Below are 13,832 nucleotides of genomic sequence, written 5' to 3' on the forward strand. Positions count from 1 at the left end.
GCTGGACCCAGCCTGGGCCCGGCCGGAACCGGCGCGCAAGCGCAATGTTGAAAACGCTTAAATCGAGTGGCGGAACAATTGAATTCCAGTTTGCACACTGACTGTTCAAAATCGGGAGTTCAAGGCACGGGTGGCTGATATTCCGCCTGCGCCACCCATCTCCGAAGACCAGAGCTGCGAGGCCGGCATGCGCGACCAGGACGATGTCAATACGACCCGAAGGCTTCTTGCTGCACTCGGTGGTGCCTTTCCCCTGGCCTATGCGTCGCTGGCGGCCATGCCGCAGCCGGCCGCTGCCGCCGCAAAGAATGACGCGAAGGATGCTGCGCCGAAGGCGTCGGCCGCCACAGGCCACGCCCCAGCCCGGGAAGTGCAACCCCCTGCGGGGCTGCCCATGCACGCGGGATACGCACAGGTCATCGCCCGCATGGCCTATGTGTGGGGTTGGCCGATGGTGAACATGCTCAACCGCAATGCGCGCATCACCCAGGCGCCACACCCCGGCTTGCTGAACGGCGTACTGCCTGCCGCGCCGCGCGGCCAGGTGGGCATGCTTCATGACTACATCGATCCGTCCGAAACCTTCGTGACCTGCCCCAACCAGGACGTGGTGTACGGGCTTGGCTTCTTTTCGCTCGACCAGGAGCCGGTTGTCGCCCAGGTTCCCGACTTCGGCGAGCGGTTCTGGGTCTATGCGCTATACGATGCCCGCACCAACCAGTTCGGCCAGATGGGCAAGCCGTACAAGACCCGGCCCGGCTTCTACCTGCTGGCCGGGCCCAACTGGAAGGGCAACAAGCCGGCCGGCATCACGGCGATCATCCGTTGCCCGACTGCGCTGGCCAACGCCATCCCGCGCGTGTTCATGAACGACACCGCGGATGACCGAAAGGCAATCCAGCCCGTGCTCAACCAGGTTGTCTTCTATCCGCTCAAACAGTTCGACGGGAAGATGAAGACGATCGACTGGGCCAGGGCGCCCGAGATCCCGGGCCCTAAGTCCGATGGCGGCGGCGGTGGCGAAACCAAGTGGGTCATACCTGAGAAGTTCTTCGACCAGTTCGGCGAGGTGCTGGAAACCGTGCCGCCGCTGCCGGGGGAGGAAGCGATGTATGCGCAGTTCCGCTCGCTGATGGAGGCGGCGAACCGCGACCCGGAAATCAAGAAGATGCTCGTCTCCACGGCGGTCGAGACCGAGCGGGATGCCATCGATCCGTTCTTCGAATGGCGTCGCAACGGACTGCCGGCGGGCAATGGCTGGAACCGGTCTACCAACAATGCCCAGACGGGCTTCGACTACTTTGACCGCACCGGTACGGCCAAGTCGAACATGTTCGACAACCGGCCCACCGAGACACAGTACTTCTACACCGACTACGACGCATCCGGTGCCGCGCTCAATGGAGCAAACAGCTACGAGATCGTCTTTCCCGCAGGGCAGGAGCCGCCCGTCAACGGCTTCTGGTCGCTGACGCTCTACAACGACAAGCACCTCTTCCACGCGAACAACCTGAAGCGCTACTCGCTCGGCACCAAGAACACCTCGCTGAAGCGAAATCCCGATGGCTCTCTGACACTCCATGCCGGCGCAAAGTCGCCTGGCGGCGAACGTGAACCGAACTGGCTGCCCGCGCCGGGCGGCGCCTTTTCACTCTACATCCGTGCCTATTGGGGCAAGCAGCCGATCCTGGATGGTTCGTGGAAGCCGCCCGCCATCCGCAAGGTGGCCTGACATTCCCTTTGAAGTCGTCGGCCGGCTGCAACCACAAGCACGCACAAATTGCGGCCCGAGATGAAAGCACTGCGTTGGACTTCGATGGCATTGGCTGCCCTGGCGCTGGGCCTCTCAGGCGCCGCAATGGGGCAGGGTTCCCGCTACGACGCACTCGCCAATGCCGCATTCGAGAAGGACTACCCCACGCCGGAAACCTCGCGTGTGCTGCAGGACGAACTGATCTTCCAGCGCGCGACACAAGCCTACTTGTGGGCGTTGCCCGCCCTCAATATCTGGGCGATGAAGGAAGGATCGAAGAAGGTCTTCGGCGCAGGCTACAACGTCCTGCCGGTCTGGAAAGAGCGGATCAAGGCTTCCACGCAGGTGACGACACCAAACTCCGACGTCGTCTATGCGATGGGCTATATGGATCTCAGGAAAGACGGCCCGCTCGTCGTCGAGGCGCCGGCCGGGAACGCCGACGGCTCGACCGAATAGGACCAGCGCAAGAACCTCGAAGAGTAGGAAGCCAACGCGATTGGCACCGAATACCTGCGCGCGGAGCTGATCGAGGGAGGGGAAGCCGACAAGGTGCCATTGCTTGGCCAGCTTGACAATGGCTGCTTGCCGGCTAGAAAGCTGCCGCTAACGATCAAGTTAACCGGCGCGCCACCACCGACGCTTGCCAGGTTAATGGCAGAATTGGCGCGTCCAGTTGAACGAGTGGTTAGGGCGCACTTGACACGCCTCGCGCCGCTACTACTTCGTTCCTTCCGCCGGCAATGCCTGTTTCAGCTGTGCGATCGTCCGTTCGATCGCGTCCCGGCCTGCGGCTTGATCCTTACGTGCGGCCGTGGCCAAGTTGAACCCGTGACCGACGCCGTCGTACTCATGCAGCGTCAGCATGGGTGGGGAGGAGGCCTTGGCAGCGTCGGCGAGTTGGCGCGCCGTTTCGATTCGGCAGCAATCCTTGTAGGTGTCTGCCGTACCGGCAAACATTTGCACTGGAACCTTGATCTTGGCGACAAAGTCGGCCGGGTCCTTGATGAAAGCGGTGTACGGATAGCCTACAACGACCGCTGCAACGAGCTCTGGCATCCGCGCCGCGTAGGTCAGCGCGGTCGCTCCGCCGAGCGAATAGCCAACGACGCCCACCTTGCCTGGCAGCGCGCGCGCGCCCGCCTGAGCCCGCGTAATCACCTCTTTGAGCATGCTCCAGGCACGGCTCGTGTCTTTGATCCAGAATTCATTGCCGTCGACCAGAACGACATCGAAGCCGGCGTCGGCGATCTGCTGCGCGGTCATCACGTAGCCAGGCATGCCCGTTTGGCCAGAAACAAGGACGACGACGCGTCCATTACCTGACTTCGGTAGGAACTCTTTCTGTTTTGGACCAGAGTCCTGAGCGCCCGCGCACAATGAAACGGCCGCAAGCAAGGATACGAGGAACCGGAAAAAAACACTCAGCATGGGCGCCTCCTTGAATTCGCGCACCGCCCCTTCAGCGCATTGTGATGCTACCCCACAGCGTCGTTCGTCCCGCGTGCGCAACCTGCTGTGGGGGACCTGGCCGTATTTATACGGACAGTGGTGTCCGCATAACAATAGATATTGATGGATTTATAGTCTCCAACTGCTTGACATGCAAATTTGTGCCCTGTTCAAGCTCAGACCAATGACAGCTGCAAGTTCGGTCAGGGACGGTCGCAGCTTCGCGGCGGGGCATCCGGCCGAGATCGGGCCAGGAGCGGCCGATCAGAGCGTGAGCCGCCAWGCGGACGTTGACCGGCGACCGAACCACCATGCAGCAGATGGCGGGGTGGTCGTCTTGCCGGGCAACGCCCACACATTGTCAGTTCGCAGCGTTAAGTGATTTCAAGTGAGCGAAGCCAGCCGCCTCCGCAAAGTCCGGGAGACGCCAGATCGCGCCGTTTGCTCCCCATGAGCCCTCCGTGACATCGTGAACGATTACCGAGGTGGCGAGGCGGCGTTGGTCTGCAGTGGGCAACGCCTGCCTGAAGGCATCGTGGACAAGACTGACGTATCGGGCGCGGGTGGCCGCGTCCAGCACGCCGGCGGGTAAGTAAATCATTGCAACGCACGGCAGAATCTGTGCTGTCATATCAATTCCTCCGCACGTCCAGAATCCCGGCGCGACTTCGTCAATCACAACCCAGCACAGGAAGCGCTTCTTTGCATCGTCGGGAATCTGTTCTGCACTTGCAGCAGCCTGATTGAGCAGGCGTACCAGCGCCTCGCGATGCTGGGTGGGAAAAGAATTCTTGGGAAGCTTGACGAGAATGTTTGGCAAGACAGCTCCTTCGTTTGTGTACGGGAGCTTGTATTAGAGCGTCGGCACGCGCAGAATCCGAGTGTCTGATTGGACATCTTTCATGCGTATCCAGCCATTCTATGATTTCACGATCCTCGTCCTTGACGGCGCCTATTCCTCGAGCGTCGCGCTAACACTCGACATTCTTTCGGCCGCAGCTTCCGTGTCAGCGCGCGTTGGCGTCGCGGCGCCCCGATGGCGCATCTACTCGACTGCCGGCAACAGGGTGCAGCTCGGGCACGGTATCTCAATCGATGCGAAACCGTTGCCAAAGACCCCGCGCGCCGATGGTTCGATCTGGATCGTGCCCGGACTGGGACTTGAAAGCGCAATCGATATATCGCGCCGTATGGAACAAGATGACGCGCTCATGGCAATCAAGGTCTTGCGCAATCATGCGCAGCGTGGCGGCACCGTAGCGGCGTCCTGTTCCGCGGTTTTCCTGCTTCAGGCGGCCGGTCTGCTCGCCGAGCGCCGGGCGACAACGTCGTGGTGGCTGGCGCCGTTACTTCAACGGCTGGAGAAACGCTGCACAGTCGATGCCGACCGCATAGTGATTGAGGACTCCAGGGTCGTGACCGCAGGCGCGGCACTCGCGCAAACCGATTTGCTGTTGTATTTGCTGCGTAGCAAGTCCGGGCCGGCGCTGGCGGATACCTTATCCCGTGTGCTTCTTGTCGACGCGCGACAGGCACAGGCACCGTTCATCGCGCCGTCGCTGCTCGCGAATGGAAGCGAGCTCATAGGCAAGATCGTCGCGCATGCAGAGGCCTCGCTGCCTGAGTTGCCCGGTTTGGCCCAGCTGGCGGAGCAGTTTTGCATGTCGGAACGCACACTAACGCGTCATGTGCGGGCCGCCACGGGGCGTAGCACGCAGGATTTGTTGCAAAGCGTCCGGCTTGGCAGGGCGCGTATGCTGCTTGCCACAAGCCGGATGACCGTGGAACAGATCGCCGAGCAAGTAGGCTACAGAGACGCAACGGCTCTCAGAAGGATGATGCGCAAACTTGTCGGTGCAACCCCCAGACAGTTCAGACCGAACGCGTACTGAGCGCCCGGTTGATCTGGTATCAACACAGGGTTGACTGTCCGCTCCGGTCTTTCGCGATCGGCAGCAGTGGGGCGGCCTCGGTCGACCGCCCGTCGGTCTCGGCCGTCGCTTGCCGGCCAGGAACGGGTCGTTAGACACCGCCTCGAAGAGCGTAGACAATTCGCAAAGTCACCCCCTTGCTAGCAACTGCCCATCACGATGAAGTTGAGGCCTCCACTGCCCGCGGTAAGAGCACTCATTGAGCACATGCTTCGTGGAGTCTCGAAGTCGGCAAGACGGGCGGCCCGGGGTTTATTCCTCGACACGTGCATTAGATGAAGCTAAACGGTATCCGGAGGCACTCCATGCAGGAAGAGAAAATACGTGAAACCCTGAATGCGCACTGGCAAGCGTCGGCGGCCGGCGATCTCGACGCAGAACACGATATTTACGATGACGATGCCATCTGTGACTATCCCCAGTCAGGTGAGCGAATCCTTGGGCGAATGAATTTGCAGGCACTGCGGAGTCATCATCCAGGCAAGCCAGCAGGTTTCGATGTCAGGCGAGTTCAAGGAGAGGGTAATCTGTGGGTCACGGAATACTCGATCACCTATGACGGGCGACCGGCTTACACGGTAAGCATCATGGAGTTCTGCAACGGCAAGGTCGTTCACGAGACCCAGTATTTTTCGGATCCCTTTGAGGCGCCGGGTTGGCGGAGTCAATGGGTTCAGCAGATCGCGTGACAACGCATTGCGGCGAGATAAGCACAGTCGCTTAATGGTACGCCAATGCCAGCGCATCGTCTCCTGCGCTACGAACCAATCTGATGCCCGGCGGTCCTCGCGCCCAGCAGCTTGCGATGCGCAAGGAGGAGAAGCGGAGTCGTTGCCATCGATAGTGCAACGACGACGGTGACAACAGACAGTTGCTCGGCATGGATCAGGTTGGCCGACTGTGCTGCCCCCATCACGACAAAGGCAAATTCGCCGCCCTGTGAAAGCAGGATCGCGAAGTAAGTCCGATGCTCAGGCGGCAGGTTGACCCGGTTGGCCAGATACTTGAGTGCGAGAAACTTGCCTCCAGTCAGGGCAATCACCAGCAGGGCCACAAGCCATGTCCTATCGGCCAGGACACCAAAATCAATCGTCATGCCGACAGCGATAAAAAACAGTCCGAGCAGGRTGCCTTTGAAGGGCGCCATATCAGATTCAATCTCCTCGCGGCATGTGGATCCGGCCAGCAGCAGTCCGGCCATGAAGGCGCCAAGGGACATCGACAGGTGAACGACGTGCATCAGCAAGGCGATGGCGATGACCCAGAGCAGCGCAAAGATGGTGAAGATCTCGCGCGTCTTGCTCCACTGGATCACGTGCAGGATGTATTTCAGCAGGAAGCGCCCGCCGACGAGCACCACGGCGATCATGGCCAGTGCCTTCCCGGCGGCGAGCCACCCGCCCGACGCGCTGGCTTCCGCAGGGATCGGCGCCAGCAGCGGCAACAAGGCAATCATCGGAATGGCGGCGATATCCTGGAACAGGAGGATGCCAAAGCTCGCTTGCCCAAGCGGCGTATCCATCAGGTGATTCTGCTCGAGGATAGCGATCACCATCGCAGTGGAAGACAGCGACAAGGCAAAGCCGGCTGCCACACCCACCCGCCAAGGGAGGCCGAAGGCGATGAACGCCACTGCCAGCAGCGCCGCACACAGAACCACTTGGGCCGCGCCATAGCCAAAGATGGAGTGGCGCATCGCCCACAGCTTGTCGATTTCCATCTCGATGCCGATGATGAACATCATCAGCACAATGCCCAGTTCGGATATGTCCAGGATCGAGTGGACATCCGTGACGAGCCTCAGCCCCCAGGGCCCGATCACGGCCCCAGCTACCAAGTAGCCAAGCACCGAGCCGAAGCCCAAACGAACCGACAGCGGCACCGCGATCAATGCCGCCGCTAGAAATATCACCGAGTCAGCCAGCAATTGTTCCATCAGTACGCTCCTCGTTGGGCCGAGACCGATGGCGTTCCATCCCCCGATATTGCCGGCCTTGTGCGGTCGTCCTAAGTGATCCTAGACCATCCATTAAGGAGGCGCGTGTACTGTACAAGTGATGCCGCCCTCACGACTGCACCAAACTCATATATTGCAACGCTCAACTGGACGTATGAATCGGCGCACTATGGGCATCTACGCAGCGCCCCATCGGTTTGATCTCGAGTTACCCAATCTCATCCCCGGCGAGTTTTTTCACGGCGTTTGGCACCCTCGCCATCCATCGCGATCTGGCCAAATACTTTACGAGTCTAAAAACGTTATTAGTACATCGCAACGCATGGCGGCGAAAAGGTCGATTTGCACGTGCCGTATGAGACATGTGAAATGGCGCCTGGTCTCGCGTGGCATGGGAGCGCTCGCGCGCTGGCTTACAATGAGCGCCTTGCCATGGCCACGCCAAACCAAATGCCCGCGGAGAAAAAGCGAATAACAGTGCTCGATGTAGCCCGCCATGCGGGCGTTTCACAGGGCACGGTATCGAGGGTAATCACCGGCAAGAACTGGGTATCCGAGGAGGCGCGGCAACTCGTCGAAGCATCCGTTCGCGAACTCGGATACGTGCCCAATCCGATGGCACAAGGACTCAAGAGTCAGCGCTCGAAAGCCGTCGCTGCACTGGTTTCCGACATATCCAACCCGTTGCACGGCGTATTCCTGGCCGCTGCGGAAGAAGTTCTCGACGAAGCTGGTTACCTGCTATTCGTCTCCAGCACGCATAGTCAGCCGCAGCGCGAGGTCGCGCTTCTCAACGCCTACGGCTCGGGTCGCGTTGATGGGCTCATCGTCGCCCATGCCGACGAAGCCGACAAAAAAGTCGCACAGGTACTGGAGGCGAGCAAGCTGCCGATCGTCTTTCATGACCGGGAAAGCCATGGCATGGGCGACGCTGTCATCGCCGATCACATGAGCGGCGCCCTGGAAGCCACGCGGTATCTGCTCGGACTGGGTCACAAGCGTATCGCGGTACTGACGCCAGCCTCGAGAATTCGTCCCGGACGTGAACGTTTGCGCGGATACGAAATGGCGCTGGCGGAGTCCGGGATTGCATTGGATCCCTCGCTGATCTGCGAACTAGACGCCTCCGGTCACGAAGCTTACAGTCAAACTCGAGGACTACTGGAGCAGGGCACTTGCCCTACTGCCGTGATCTGCCTGGGAACCGGCATGCTCGCGGGTGTCCTCTCCGCGATCGCATCATCCGGGCTGAAAATCCCCGAGGAGATTTCGCTCATCGGGGTAGGCGATACCGACCTGGTCCGCCTGCATACGCCCCCGATCACTTCGCTCAAATGGGACATCGGCGAATGTGGAAGGATTGCCGCGCGCATGCTGCTCGCCCGGCTTCGGGGCGGAACGCCTCCTGATGTCAAGGCGGAGACGGCGCGGGTCCCGGTGGAGCTTGTTATCCGGCACTCGTGTGCGCCGCCCCGCGCCCGCAACTAGCTTTCGATYGCGATTTCGAAGGTGCGCAGGTAGTTGCACACTAGCTGGTAGAAGCCGACAGTCATGACAAGGTCCATGAGCCCCTTGTAGCCGAACATGTCGACGGCGTCATGACGCTCCTGTCCGACCAGCTCGTGATTGTTCACGATGCTGTCGGTCCAGGTGATCACAGAGCGCTCAGCATCGCTAAGTCCCTCAGCCCTGGCTCCCAGCCTGGCGCCTGCGATTCCGGCTTCCGACAGGCCAGCGGCGCGCGCCAGCCTTTCATGGTGGTACAGCTCGTACGGAGCGTCATACAGATTGCCGACGCGCAAGATCACCAGTTCGCGCAACGGTCCGGACAGTGTGTTGCCACGAAGTATCCCTTCCGCCAGTGAGAAGTAGCCAGGCGCCATGTTTGGCGAGTGGAAGAGCATCTTGAAGACGTTCAGTGGTTTCTTTTCGACCACTTCGCGCCACTCACTGGCCACATTTTCCATATTAGGGTACGGAATCGTCATTTTTTCTCCTCGGTATCGATGTTGATGGGGTGCCAGGCGTCCAGTCGCGGCGCCTGCAGATGCAAGCTCCCTCTTGAAAACGACTAATAACGATATTAGTATAGATGCCATGCCGCTGGCTAGTCGTGGTTCGCTGCTGGCGTGCAGCTCAAGAACATCTGGAGACAGCTTTATGATTGATCGCCGCAGGTTCCTGGCAACGCTTGCCGTTGCTGGCACCATTCCGTGGTGCACATCGGCTCGGGCAGCCGATGGTGCCTTCCCCAACAAGCCAGTCAAGATCGTCGTGCCGAATCCTCCGGGTGGCGCTTCGGACGTCATGGCGCGCCTGATTGCAACCGACCTCGGCCAGATGTGGCGACAGCCCGTCATCGTTGAGAATCGGGCAGGGGCAGGCGGCAGCATTGGCGCCGAGTATGTCGCCCGCTCGCCCGGAGACGGATACACGCTGCTGATGGGCGGTATCGCGTCTCATGCGATCAACCCCGCTCTCTACAAAAACATCAACTACGACCCGATTCGAGATTTCACAGCACTGACGCTGGTTGGAACACTGGCAAACGTCCTGCTCGCGCACCCATCCTTCCCGGCCGAGAATCTGAAGCAGATGATCGACCTGGTGCGCGCGAACCCGAACAAGTATTCATACGCGTCGGTCGGCAACGGAACGTCTCCGCATCTGTCGGGTGAGCTCTTCTGTGAGATGACAGGGCTGAAGATGGTCCACGTCCCGTACAAGGGGAGCGCCGCCGCGTTGAATGACCTTCTCGCTGGTCAGATCCAGCTGGGGTTCGACAATCTGTCTGCAGGGCTGCCGTTCATCAGGGAAAAGAAGCTCAAGGCCCTCGCCGTCACGACAAAGACGCGGTCGCCCTTGCTCCCGAGTGTGCCAACTGTTGCAGAGTCCGGTGTGCCGGAGTACGACCTTACCTCCTGGGCAGCCCTGTTTGCACCCGCCCGCCTGCCAAGCGCCATCGCACAGAAAATCAGCAGTGACGTCGGTTCCATTCTGCGCAAGCCCGCGGTCGCCGAGAAGCTGCTCACGCTCGGGGTAACCGCGACACCCAGCACACCGGCTGAATTCTCCTCCTTCCTGGCCAGCGAGGTCAGCAAATACCGATCGCTGTCCCAGAAGGCAAACCTTCACATCGGGTAAAACCATGCATCGAAAACTGGAAGGACGCATTGCAGTGGTGATCGGCGGTGGCAATCCGCCGCAGGGTCAAAGCAACGGCGGGGCGGCAGCGCAATGCTACGCAAGGGATGGCGCTACGGTTGTATGCGTCGACATTGATCTCGCCGCGGCTCAGCGAACGGTAGACAAAATCGTTGAAGCCGGCGGGAAGGCCGTTGCCGCACAAGCAGACGCAGCAAAGCTGGCGGACATTGTCGCCATCAAAGATCTGACGATCGATCGCTACGGCCGGGTCGACATCCTCCATAACAACGTGGGCGCCGAACATGTTTGCGAACTGGAGGAGATCACCGAAGAGCAATGGGATCGCATTCATGACATCAACCTGAAAAGCGTCATGTTCGCGTGTCAGCAGTTCATTCCGTTGATGGTCAGGCAGGGCGGAGGCTCGGTGATGAATATTTCGTCGACAGCCAGCATTCGGCCAAGCCCGACTACGTTCTACCTGTCGTACAACACGTCGAAGGCGGCGGTGAACCATCTGACCAGAGTGCTCGCGCGCCGGTATGCCCGCGATCAGGTTCGCGTCAACGTCATTCTCCCAGGGATGATCCGCACCGAGCACGCGACAAGGCTCTATGCCGATCCGATCCAGGCGAATATCGACCGCGATGCGCGTTGCCCCATGGGAAGACAAGGTACGCCAGAAGACATCGGGAACGCAGCAGCATTCCTCGCCAGCGACGACGCCAAATACATCACGGGTATCGAGCTGCGAGTCGACGGCGCACTTTCCCTCTAAGTCGCAACCGATAGCCCTTGCCCGCTCACGCTATCGCGGGCACAGCGTCGCTTTGCACATCCATGGTGGCCACGTCCACCAAATCAATCATCCGTTCGGAGTGCACACTCATGAGTCAAATTTACGCCGGCATTCGTCAAATCGGCTACGTCGTCAAGGATATCGAGAAGGCAATGGAACACTGGTCGCGCGYGCTCGGCGTTGGCCCGTGGTTCTATCGTGAAGACGCGACACCCTCGACCTTCACGTACTACGGCGAAAAATCCACACCGCCGAAGGTCTCGATTGCGGTGGCCAACTCTGGCTACATCCAGCTCGAGCTGATTCAACAGCACGATGATGCGCCATCGCTTTATCTGGATTCTCTCAAAGCCGCCGGCGGCGACTGCACGCAGCATGTCGCCTTCTGGACGGAAGACCAGTTCGACGCGCTTCGCGCTCAGTTGATTGAGTCCGGCTACGTTGAGGGTCACGCCGGTCAAATGGGAGAGCGTGGCCGGTTCACCTACCTTGTCCACAAGGATCTTCCGAGCTGCGTAATCGAGATCTCCGAGTTACGCGGTGGCAAGGGGGAGTACTTCAAAAGGGTGGCGGCAGCCGCGCAAGAGTGGAGTGGCAAAGAGGCCATCATCCGCGTTTGAGCAAATGCCTGCCCACATTAACCAAGCGACGCCAAAGGAGTACTTCGCATGCCGCTGCCCAAGACCATCACGCATCAGGACCGTCTGCTGACGCTGAATATTCACGACGTAGAAGAGTTCCCTGGCTCCGAGCCTGGCTCGACCATCATTCCACTGTTCCTCGACAAGGAGAACGGAGTTTGGGTTCTCTATGGGAAGTTCGAGCCCGGTACTAAACTTCCACCCCACTTTCACACGGGCACGGTGCATTTCTTCACAACGAAGGGGCAGTGGAACTACGAAGAGTACCCTCAGGATCCCCAAACAGCGGGGAGCTACCTCTACGAGCCTGGTGGCTCAGTGCATACGTTCATGGTGCCGCCGGACGCCAAGGAAGCGGCCGAAGGCTTCATGGTAGTGTACGGGGCCAACGTCATTTTCTCGGGCGGAGAGTACGAAAGCGTACGGGATGCCGGCGCTATCGAAGCCGGCATTCTGAGTGCAGCGAAGCGTGCAGGGAAGCCGGTGCCGAAGTACATTCGCCCGAAGGGTGGGGCGAGCTTTTCGAACGAATAGTTCCTGGCGTCGCCTCAGGCGAGACAAGGATGGGGGGCAGACCATCTACGTGCAGAAGGATTCGCCAGGCAAGAACAAGGAATCCAACTGGCTGCCTGCCCCGAACGGCCCCTTCATGGTCGCCATGCGCTATTACTGGCCAAAGCCGGAACCCTTGAATCACCAGTGGACGGCGCCAGGCGTCGAGCGCAGAGATTAACTCACCCATGCAACCGACATGCACAATCAATAAGGCGATCAACGGGTGGCGCTTTCGGGCGCGGCACTTGCCATCTTGGTAATCGGCCGCCTCTCGGGCCGAACCGGCCGTTCCGCGTCAGCCCTCGAATGACCGAGACGGATCGCAGTTTCGCGGCGGGGCATCCGACCGGTTGAATCCGCAGCCGAGGCGGACCTTCCGCGGCGGCTGCAAATCTTTGCCAATCTGCAGGCTGAAGACGTGAACGAATCGCGTTGACCGTGGCCGGCCTGCCTTAAGGCAACAGAGCCTTCTTCATTGATGGGGCGGGGTGTAGCACATAGTTCTCGCGCTCATAGAACGGAACGGCGTCCGGCCGCGCATCAAGAAATATCGCGGTCATGCCGCGGGCACGGGCGTCGGCTTCGGCATAGTCCATCAAGGATCGGCCAACACCGCTCCCTCGGCCCGCCGCATCGACCACCAGGTCATCAACATGAAGGTGCGCCCCGCGCGCCAAGGTGTGGACGGGTCTCATGCCCATCACGCCGATAATCTTCCCATCTTGGAATGCCGCCACAAGCTCGTAGCCCGAATGCGATTGCCGGCGGGCCCGCTCCAGGAATTCGGGTTCGTCAAGGGACCGAAGCTGAGCGATGACAGGGTATGCCTGCATCCATTCCGGCGGCGACAGCCTTCTGATTTCCAACCTGCTGCAGCGATGTTCAGTCATGGCTCAAGTCGATCGTCACTCGAAAAATGCAGATTATTGCACGGAGCCGAGTGGCGAGGTTTCTCGGTGGGTTGGGCATTTGAAGGTCCGCTTTGCCGTGAGGATTCAACCGGTCAACGCAACGGATTGAAGGGCATTGTCTATATACCCCGTACTGACGAGCGGATCCTCGCACATTTCTTCAAGCCGCAGTAGCCTACCTGGCACATCGCGCGCGTCTGCGCGCGTGGCGAAATGGGGGCGTATATGACCTGTCGGGATGCCCGGAACGGACGCCGCCCGACGCCTGTCATCCGACGCGGACGGCTGGCGGCGCTAGCAGGTGAGGTGCAGGATCGCGTTGGCGCCTTTGGGATTCGCCTCGAGCGTCTCGATGGCGTCGGCTGTCGGCTGGATGACCAGCTCGACATGGCGTCGTTTCGCCTCGCGCTTCACCTCGTCCATCACCGGCAACGCGCCAGTTCCGGTGCCGACCACGAGTTTGCTGCAGTTCCAGGGGATGTCTTCCTGGATCGACAGCGGCGTGTGGCCGAACGCTTCGCGAAATGGCTTGGAGGGACCTTTCCTGCGATTGCGGACCTTGCCGTGGTCGATGACTACGTCGTGGTCGTATGTGACGCCGTCGATACTGATGGTGCCGAAGGAGAATGATTCAAACCGCATTTGGGGCTCCTCTGCGATTTGGGTGCGCGTTGCTGTGCGCGGTG

16 protein-coding genes are annotated in these 13,832 nt (G+C 60.2%); 10 read left to right on the forward strand and 6 right to left on the reverse strand.

Annotated elements, in window-relative coordinates; translation table 11 throughout:
* The first annotated feature begins 394 nt into the window (after window positions 1–394).
* On the forward strand, window positions 395–1,732 hold the full coding sequence (locus tag AC1DO7_RS13235; protein WP_441649685.1) for a DUF1254 domain-containing protein: 1,338 nt from the start codon (window positions 395–397) through the stop codon (window positions 1,730–1,732).
* 60 nt (window positions 1,733–1,792) lie between these two features.
* The gene (locus AC1DO7_RS13240) at window positions 1,793–2,212 is read left to right on the forward strand and encodes a DUF1254 domain-containing protein (protein ID WP_441614082.1); all 420 of its coding nucleotides are present in this window, start codon (window positions 1,793–1,795) and stop codon (window positions 2,210–2,212) included.
* Between the two features lie 261 nt (window positions 2,213–2,473).
* On the opposite strand, the gene AC1DO7_RS13245 is transcribed toward AC1DO7_RS13240, so the two are convergent.
* Complete coding sequence (locus tag AC1DO7_RS13245; protein WP_441614083.1) at window positions 2,474–3,184, reverse strand: dienelactone hydrolase family protein; 711 nt, start codon at window positions 3,182–3,184, stop codon at window positions 2,474–2,476.
* 382 nt (window positions 3,185–3,566) lie between these two features.
* Window positions 3,567–4,025 carry a tautomerase gene (locus tag AC1DO7_RS13250; RefSeq protein WP_441614084.1) on the reverse strand — a complete coding sequence of 153 codons (459 nt, stop codon included), beginning with the start codon at window positions 4,023–4,025 and terminating at the stop codon, window positions 3,567–3,569.
* A gap of 82 nt (window positions 4,026–4,107) precedes the next feature.
* Between AC1DO7_RS13250 and AC1DO7_RS13255 the strand changes: the two genes are divergently transcribed.
* Complete coding sequence (locus tag AC1DO7_RS13255) at window positions 4,108–5,097, forward strand: GlxA family transcriptional regulator (RefSeq protein ID WP_441614085.1); 990 nt, start codon at window positions 4,108–4,110, stop codon at window positions 5,095–5,097.
* A gap of 344 nt (window positions 5,098–5,441) precedes the next feature.
* Window positions 5,442–5,825 (forward strand): nuclear transport factor 2 family protein, encoded by a 384-nt coding sequence (locus tag AC1DO7_RS13260; protein WP_441614086.1) that lies wholly within the window; start codon window positions 5,442–5,444, stop codon window positions 5,823–5,825.
* 68 nt (window positions 5,826–5,893) lie between these two features.
* Here the strand turns inward: AC1DO7_RS13260 and AC1DO7_RS13265 are convergent, their stop codons facing one another.
* Window positions 5,894–7,072 (reverse strand): monovalent cation:proton antiporter-2 (CPA2) family protein, encoded by a 1,179-nt coding sequence (locus AC1DO7_RS13265; protein WP_477116221.1) that lies wholly within the window; start codon window positions 7,070–7,072, stop codon window positions 5,894–5,896.
* Between the two features lie 453 nt (window positions 7,073–7,525).
* Between AC1DO7_RS13265 and AC1DO7_RS13270 the strand changes: the two genes are divergently transcribed.
* A complete protein-coding gene (locus tag AC1DO7_RS13270) occupies window positions 7,526–8,581 on the forward strand; it encodes a LacI family DNA-binding transcriptional regulator (RefSeq protein WP_441614088.1) in 1,056 nt (351 codons plus the stop codon).
* Here the strand turns inward: AC1DO7_RS13270 and AC1DO7_RS13275 are convergent.
* A complete protein-coding gene (locus AC1DO7_RS13275; protein ID WP_441614089.1) occupies window positions 8,578–9,081 on the reverse strand; it encodes a carboxymuconolactone decarboxylase family protein in 504 nt (167 codons plus the stop codon). The two genes, AC1DO7_RS13270 and AC1DO7_RS13275, sit on opposite strands and share 4 nt — an antisense overlap.
* Before the next feature lie 172 nt (window positions 9,082–9,253).
* Between AC1DO7_RS13275 and AC1DO7_RS13280 the strand changes: the two genes are divergently transcribed.
* The 5 genes from AC1DO7_RS13280 to AC1DO7_RS13300 all read left to right on the forward strand — a co-directional run bounded on the left by AC1DO7_RS13280 (window position 9,254) and on the right by AC1DO7_RS13300 (window position 12,413).
* Window positions 9,254–10,237 carry a Bug family tripartite tricarboxylate transporter substrate binding protein gene (locus AC1DO7_RS13280; RefSeq protein ID WP_441614090.1) on the forward strand — a complete coding sequence of 328 codons (984 nt, stop codon included), beginning with the start codon at window positions 9,254–9,256 and terminating at the stop codon, window positions 10,235–10,237.
* Between the two features lie 4 nt (window positions 10,238–10,241).
* On the forward strand, window positions 10,242–11,018 hold the full coding sequence (locus tag AC1DO7_RS13285; RefSeq protein ID WP_441614091.1) for an SDR family NAD(P)-dependent oxidoreductase: 777 nt from the start codon (window positions 10,242–10,244) through the stop codon (window positions 11,016–11,018).
* 110 nt (window positions 11,019–11,128) lie between these two features.
* Window positions 11,129–11,659, forward strand: coding sequence for a VOC family protein (locus tag AC1DO7_RS13290; protein ID WP_477116222.1), 531 nt, complete (start codon window positions 11,129–11,131; stop codon window positions 11,657–11,659).
* Between the two features lie 48 nt (window positions 11,660–11,707).
* The gene (locus AC1DO7_RS13295; protein WP_441614093.1) at window positions 11,708–12,214 is read left to right on the forward strand and encodes a 2,4'-dihydroxyacetophenone dioxygenase family protein; all 507 of its coding nucleotides are present in this window, start codon (window positions 11,708–11,710) and stop codon (window positions 12,212–12,214) included.
* Window positions 12,215–12,263: 49 nt separating this feature from the next.
* Window positions 12,264–12,413 carry a DUF1214 domain-containing protein gene (locus AC1DO7_RS13300; protein ID WP_441614094.1) on the forward strand — a complete coding sequence of 50 codons (150 nt, stop codon included), beginning with the start codon at window positions 12,264–12,266 and terminating at the stop codon, window positions 12,411–12,413.
* Between the two features lie 274 nt (window positions 12,414–12,687).
* On the opposite strand, the gene AC1DO7_RS13305 is transcribed toward AC1DO7_RS13300, so the two are convergent.
* Window positions 12,688–13,125: a GNAT family N-acetyltransferase gene (locus AC1DO7_RS13305; RefSeq protein ID WP_441614095.1), complete on the reverse strand. Its 438-nt coding sequence runs from the start codon at window positions 13,123–13,125 to the stop codon at window positions 12,688–12,690.
* A gap of 315 nt (window positions 13,126–13,440) precedes the next feature.
* Window positions 13,441–13,788, reverse strand: coding sequence for an MTH938/NDUFAF3 family protein (locus tag AC1DO7_RS13310; protein ID WP_441614096.1), 348 nt, complete (start codon window positions 13,786–13,788; stop codon window positions 13,441–13,443).
* Between the last annotated feature and the right edge of the window lie 44 nt (window positions 13,789–13,832).

Source organism: Cupriavidus sp. 05N40 (assembly GCF_056397305.1).

Excerpts from the sequence above, each read along its gene's own strand:
- AC1DO7_RS13270 (WP_441614088.1), top strand. The coding sequence starts at position 7,526 with ATGGCCACGCCAAACCAAATGCCCGCGGAGAAAAAGCGAATAACAGTG.
- AC1DO7_RS13285 (WP_441614091.1), top strand. The coding sequence starts at position 10,242 with ATGCATCGAAAACTGGAAGGACGCATTGCAGTGGTGATCGGCGGTGGC.
- AC1DO7_RS13305 (WP_441614095.1), bottom strand. The coding sequence starts at position 13,125 with ATGACTGAACATCGCTGCAGCAGGTTGGAAATCAGAAGGCTGTCGCCG.
- AC1DO7_RS13255 (WP_441614085.1), top strand. The coding sequence starts at position 4,108 with ATGCGTATCCAGCCATTCTATGATTTCACGATCCTCGTCCTTGACGGC.
- AC1DO7_RS13295 (WP_441614093.1), top strand. The coding sequence starts at position 11,708 with ATGCCGCTGCCCAAGACCATCACGCATCAGGACCGTCTGCTGACGCTG.
- AC1DO7_RS13240 (WP_441614082.1), top strand. The coding sequence starts at position 1,793 with ATGAAAGCACTGCGTTGGACTTCGATGGCATTGGCTGCCCTGGCGCTG.
- AC1DO7_RS13245 (WP_441614083.1), bottom strand. The coding sequence starts at position 3,184 with ATGCTGAGTGTTTTTTTCCGGTTCCTCGTATCCTTGCTTGCGGCCGTT.
- AC1DO7_RS13235 (WP_441649685.1), top strand. The coding sequence starts at position 395 with ATGCACGCGGGATACGCACAGGTCATCGCCCGCATGGCCTATGTGTGG.
- AC1DO7_RS13280 (WP_441614090.1), top strand. The coding sequence starts at position 9,254 with ATGATTGATCGCCGCAGGTTCCTGGCAACGCTTGCCGTTGCTGGCACC.
- AC1DO7_RS13260 (WP_441614086.1), top strand. The coding sequence starts at position 5,442 with ATGCAGGAAGAGAAAATACGTGAAACCCTGAATGCGCACTGGCAAGCG.
- AC1DO7_RS13310 (WP_441614096.1), bottom strand. The coding sequence starts at position 13,788 with ATGCGGTTTGAATCATTCTCCTTCGGCACCATCAGTATCGACGGCGTC.